Annotated in this window: 3 protein-coding genes; all 3 read right to left on the bottom strand. The window is 50.7% G+C overall.

Annotated features, from left to right (window positions below; translation table 11 throughout):
• Positions 1-956, bottom strand: a 956-nt coding sequence (locus tag MHH60_RS18700; RefSeq protein WP_341161152.1) for an AAA family ATPase, incomplete at its 3' end; no start/stop codon positions are given.
• A gap of 1 nt (position 957) precedes the next feature.
• Positions 958-2,139, bottom strand: coding sequence for an exonuclease SbcCD subunit D (locus MHH60_RS18695; RefSeq protein WP_076136581.1), 1,182 nt, complete (start codon positions 2,137-2,139; stop codon positions 958-960).
• 40 nt (positions 2,140-2,179) lie between these two features.
• Entirely contained in the window at positions 2,180-6,220 is a 4,041-nt protein-coding gene (gene addA / locus MHH60_RS18690) for a helicase-exonuclease AddAB subunit AddA (protein WP_076136614.1), read from the bottom strand.
• Position 6,221: the final 1 nt, after the last annotated feature.

Raw genomic sequence — 6,221 nt, 5'->3', positions numbered from 1 at the left:
GCCAGCACCTCTTGACCCTCCGCGCGGGTCAATCGGCTCTTGAAGGCATCTTCCGCGCTTCGCCATGCTTTCAGCGCGGGAAGCCTAGCCTCGGCCTCGTCAGCTTGGCCGAGCTTCCGTTCAAGGAGGAGAATCTCCTCCTCCTTGGAGAGCAGTCCCTGCCGCTGCAATTCGCGGCGGGTCCGTTCTTCTTGCAGCTCGCGAATGCGCGTGAAACGCTCCGCGACCTGCAGCGCCGCCTCCAACTTGCGGCGGCATTCCGCAGCATGTTGGGCTGCTTGTTCGAGGCGCTCCGCCGCTGCCTCTACATCCTCTTTGCCTGCGCTGCCAAGCCCCTGCTGCTCCGCTTCGAGCGCGCGGAGCGCGGCCTCATTCTCCTTCACCCGCCGGCTAAGCTTCAACGCAAGCTGATCGCCATACTGTTCCAAATGGAACAGGCGCTGCAGCATTTGTCGGCGGTCTACGCCCCGAAGCGATAAAAATTCGGCGAATTTCCCCTGCGGCAATACAACTGCTCGCGTGAAGTCATCCATTTTGAGCCCAATATGCTCTTCCACACAACGTGTAACATCTGCGAGTTTATCCGCCATAACGTTATCCCCGTCAGGTGTGACTTCAATGAAACGGCTAATGGTGTTGCTGACTGTTTGCTCACCTGTCCGCTTGAACTTACGTTCAACACGATAACGATGTGCCCCAGCGGAAGAAGTGAGCTCAAAGGTAAACGCCACGCTGAGTGAATCCTCAGAGTGATTCATAATCCCCTGTGTTCCATTAACGGCGCGCTCCACTTTGCCGTACATCGCCAAAGTAATAGCATCCAGCAAACTGGACTTGCCGCTGCCCGTAGGTCCAAAAATCCCAAACAGCCCAGTCTCACACAGACTTTCAAAATCTATTTCCTGCATTTCTCTATAACTCTGCAATCCTGCAACTTTTAATAAAATAGGCTTCACCTTAGTTCTCCTCTCCTTCCTCCGGCTGCTGCCGTTCTTCTTCGGTTAGCTGTAAGAACAGCTCAATCAAACGATCCTCCGGCTCCGCCCCGCCCGTCTGGCGCTGATAGAATTTACGGAACAATTCTTGTACAGGCATACGTGAACGGGAAATCTGTTCGAGCTCCAGCTCCATTTGCGGATAAATCGGACGAATATGAATGATTCCCTCACGTGATTTACGCAGGCGCTGAATATCATTCATCGACATAGCTTCACTGAGCCGAATCTCCAAATCTATAAAAGCGGAAGCATCTCTACCTTCATCCAACCAGTTATATACCTCTTGCAATCCCCCCGTTGAGCTCCATCTTACAAGTGGACGCCCACAGCGAAGATAGATTTCTTCGAAGGTCGGCTCACCGCCCGGCGCAACATCAATCAGCGTCACCGACTTGGCTTGTCCTGCTTCCGAAAAGCTATATGCCAGCGGAGATCCGCTATAACGGATCATCCCTTCCCCTTTAACACGCTGAGCGCGATGAAGATGGCCTAGTGCAGTATATTGCGCTCCACAGGATAAAGCAGAAGGATCTACAGTGTAAGCCCCGCCCACCTGAATTGGGCGTTCCGAATCACTCTCTACACCTCCAAGCACATAAATATGGCTCATCGCCAAATTCACGGTTTGTGGCGTAAATTCCCGTCCCAACAGTTGCATAAGTTTGCCTACCCGTGCGCTGTAAGCTAGTCGAAGCTCCTCTTCCCCGCTGTCCCCAGCAAGCAACTCACCGAGACGTGCCTCAGAGGGATAGGGAAGGGCTGCGATTTTGGCAATCTCACCTGTGCGCGCAGCATGAACTGTCACTGGCTCTGAGGTTGGAAGTCCTACCAAGGTAATCCCCTGCCTTAATACAAGCGGGGAGACAGAAGATACGCGCTCCGGTTGGTCATGATTGCCGGCAATCACCACAAGGGGCCTGCCCCCTGAAGTCAGCCTGGCAGCAGCCTCATAGAATAATTGCTCCGAAGCCGCTGGTGGATTAACGGAATCGTACACATCTCCCGCCATCATAATCAAATCCACCTTATGAAAATCGGCGATCTCCACCAATTCATCTATGAACTGCTCTTGCTCCTTCTGGCGGCTTCTTCCCTCCAGCGTACGGCCCAAGTGCCAATCCCCCGTATGCAATATCCGCATCTTCGTCCTCTTTCCCCGCTCCTATGCGGCAATGAATAATTTATAATTTCACAGCATGATCGCCGTCAAAAAAGTACAGCCAAATCTCGCTGATCGGTTCTCCCAAAATATCATGTAATGCCTTGCTGTATAACTCTAGCTGAAAACGATATTTTTCTTTAAGTGCTTCTAAGCCGCCCTGATGTTCTAACACGGAGTCCGTCTTATAGTCTAGCAGAATAATCCGGTCCTCTTCTCGGAACAGGCAGTCAATGACCCCTTGAATCAGTACAGCCTCACTAAAGCCTTCCTTATTGTTCTCAGGGGAAAGCTCCGAGACGGCTTTATTCATATAATCGAGCCCTCGATAAGCCTCACCTGCGGGAACCATATAACTGAACGGCATTTCTCTAAGCTTCCAAGAAGAAGCTATTAATCTACGTCCAAGTTCATTAGTATAAAAAGCTTCTATCTGATCGGGAGCTACAGCCTCCACCTGCTCAGCAGTTAGAATAGCCACTCTCTGGAGTCGGGCTAAGGTTTCTTCCACAACCATAGGATCAACTGAACCCTCCAGCGGAATATGCTGCATGACTGTATGGTATGCTGTCCCGCGTTCCGCTGGGGTTAGACTGCGTTTTTCCATAAATTTCGGGCGCCGCAAATGAAGACTGTCCGCACCTGCAACACTTGGACGTTTATCGGTTTCTATTGAGGTTGGAGAATTGCCTTCTTCCAGCAGATCAAAAGAGGGCTGCTCCTGCAACGACAACAACGTTTTTAACTCCGTAACAGAAGTTTTAGCCGGAATACCTGAGGCTGCCGCATACGGGTAATTCCATTCCAGTCTTCTAGCAATTTCATCGCTAGTCTCTGTTCCATATATATTTACAGCTTCACCCTTATGCAGTGCTTCGAGTACGGCTTGCCGTTCCTCTACCTTATCCTCAGTCTGATCCGTTGGCAGGAACGCCCCAGAATTAAGTTCGGAAGCATTTTGCACACTGATGCTCCAATTGGAGACATCGTTGTGCAGCACCGTGGAGACGCTACCTTCTGAACCGCCCAGCTTACGAAGAATCGCCGCCGCAGGGTGCCGGATCAATGCCGGTCCAACCCAGTCCAAATAGCTGCGCCCTCGGGCCAGCAGATGATCTGCAAGCAGCAGCTCATCCCGGTTCTGCACGCTGCTCCAGCTAGCGATTTTACGCGGCAAATCTCTTACAGTGCCTACTAGAATCATTTTATCTCTCGGACGAGTTAACGCTACATATAATACACGCATTTCCTCAGCTAATAACTCAAGCCGTGTACGCCGGTTAATAGCCAGATAAGGAAGTGTTGGGTAGCTAACTCGCGTTTCCCGTTCCACAAAACGCGGCCCAAAGCCAAGCTCTTTGTGCATAAGAAATGGCGAATGCAAATCTTGTCGATTGAACTGTTTTGCCATCCCGGCTACAAAAACAACAGGGAACTCCAGACCTTTGGATTTATGAATGGTCATGATTCTGACGCCATTGCCTTCTTCACCGCCACCGCCAGCTACACCCAGATCTCCGCCATTCTCACGAAGCCGTGAAATAAACACCAGAAAACGGAACAATCCACGCGCTGCGGTGTCATTCTCAAATTGCACAGCCCGGTCATACAAAGCTTTAAGATTGTTCTGGCGCTGCGAGCCTCCAGGCAGTCCTCCAACCCATTCCAGATAGCCGCTCTCCCCATAGATACGCCAGATCAGCTCACTGAGACTACCTTGTCTAGCCGCATTTCTCCAGCTTTCCAGCTGTTCCAGGAAATGTTTAAGCTTGCGCTTCAGTTCTGGACTGATCTGCGGCAGATCTTTATCAGGTAAGACATTATTTTCGACGGTGCTTGCGGATTCAATCACATGAGCCGAGAAGAGGTCATACTCTTCTTCAGCCTCTTTTGCATCATGCATATCCACGGCCATCTGTACTGCTTGAAAAAAAGGACCCTGACTACACATACGCACCGTAGCCAATTCTTCTTCCGTTAATCCGACCACAGGTGAACGAAGTACGCCAGCCAGCGGAATGTCCTGCAGAGGATTATCAACTATTTTTAAGAGGGAAAGTGCAATTTCCACTTCTGTAGCTTCAAAATAACCTTTATTCAGATCACCATAAGCAGGGATACCTTCCATCCGAAGCTCTTCGATGATTAAAGGGGTCCAGATTCTTGCCGAGCGAAGCAGGATCACGATATCACCGTAAATAACCGGGCGCATAATCTTGAGTCCTTTATCGTAGATAAGCAGCGGCGATCCACCGGTCATCCCCGTCATTTGTGAAATACGCCGGGCAATTGCCCGTGCTTCCAGCTGCGCCGCCTCGCTCTCAATGGCTTCACTCTCCTGAAGTGGCGCCTCACCGTCTTCAGAAGTCTCTTCTGACTTCCCTGCTGTTGAACCACGATCTATCAATAATAACTCCGGTGCAAAAAAGGTGTCGGGACCCTTCTCTGCTGCACCTGGGAAATTCGCTCCGTAAACAAGCTCAGCGCGTTCGTCATAATTAATCTCCGCTACCGTCTCATTCATAATCTGCCGGAAGATCATATTAACGGCATTCACAACCTCCATGCGACTGCGAAAATTACGGGCCAGATCGATGACCGAACCGCTAGACGATTCATTAGTAATTTCAGATGGATCGATTGGGTGTGAGCCAAAGCTGCGGTATTTATCCAGGAATAGCCCCGGCTCCGCCAGACGGAATCGATAGATACTTTGCTTCATATCTCCGACCATAAACCGGTTACCGGGTGTTTCACGGGATATTAGCCGCACAATCTCCTCTTGCACACTATTCGTATCCTGATATTCGTCCAGCAGAACCTCATCGAATTGAGCACGGTATTCCATAGCTGCATCAGAAGGCAGGGAATGACCGGGCGTAGAGTCCGGATGGCGTAGAATTTGCAGACAATAGTGCTCCAAATCACTGAAGTCGACTAGACCTCTTCCTGCTTTTTCAATTCTATAACGTTCACCGAATGCTATCACTGTCTCTGCAAGCTCTGCCATCAGTGGAGCCGCTTCGTTCAGCTCTTTCAAAAAAACCTCGGGCGGACGCCCAAACAATGCTTTCTGAAGATCTAAAATACTCTTCTTCACACTGTCGCGCAGTTCCTTCACCATCTCCTGCAGTCCAGGATCTGTCGAATCCTTCTTACAAGCCTTTAATTTTCCAAAATATACTTCCATGAAAATATCATATAATTCTGCCCAAGGTCGTTCGTTTACGGCATCCTGCAGTGCATTTACCATCTCAAGATCTGCGGTTAAATTCTCAACATAGGGTGCCGGACCGCCCGGCTGCTGTGCAATCTCCCGGCCTTGAATCAGCTGACTGGCTGCGCCTGCAAGGGTCAGCTTCGCTTCTTCAAGAATGCTCAGCACCCATGGCGTTCCACCTAGACTATCGGTGTCCGGCAATGAGAAATCAGCTGCAGTATCACGGAGCCATTGCGCGGGCCAAGGATGGCTGCGGGCGTAATCATGCAATCGCTGTATGAGCGCATGCACTGCATCATCACTGCGTTCACCACTGAACCAATCAGCTAGCTGCACAAATATGCTATCCTCACCATCCGCACCTACCTCACCGTACTTTTCCTCCAGCAACTCTTCGAGCAGCTCCTGCCGCATCATCTCCGCTTCATGCTCATTTAATATGCGGAAACCCGGATCAATCGGAATCATTTGATAATAACGCCGGATCACTTCCAGACAGAAGGAGTGTAACGTTGTAATCGAAGCTTTGCCCAGCAGGGATAGCTGACGGCGCAAATGGTCGTTCTCGCCATTCTCCTCCAGCTCCCGATCAAGGGCTTCCCTGATCCGCTGCCTCATTTCGGCAGCCGCAGCTTTGGTAAACGTGGCTACGAGTAGCCTGTCTACACTGAAGCCGTTCTCTTCCTTACTGATCTTTCGAATAATCCGTTCTACCAGCACCGCCGTCTTACCGGAACCTGCTGCCGCAGCAACGAGGATGTCATCACCGCTCTCCGCAATGGCGCGCCACTGGTCATCACTCCATATACTTCCTTCCGGTTTCGCTTCTATTTCAGCCTTCATA

This window comes from Paenibacillus sp. FSL H7-0716, from assembly GCF_038002705.1.
Classification (GTDB): domain Bacteria; phylum Bacillota; class Bacilli; order Paenibacillales; family Paenibacillaceae; genus Paenibacillus_AQ; species Paenibacillus_AQ odorifer.
This window is presented reverse-complemented; position numbering and strand designations above follow the sequence as displayed.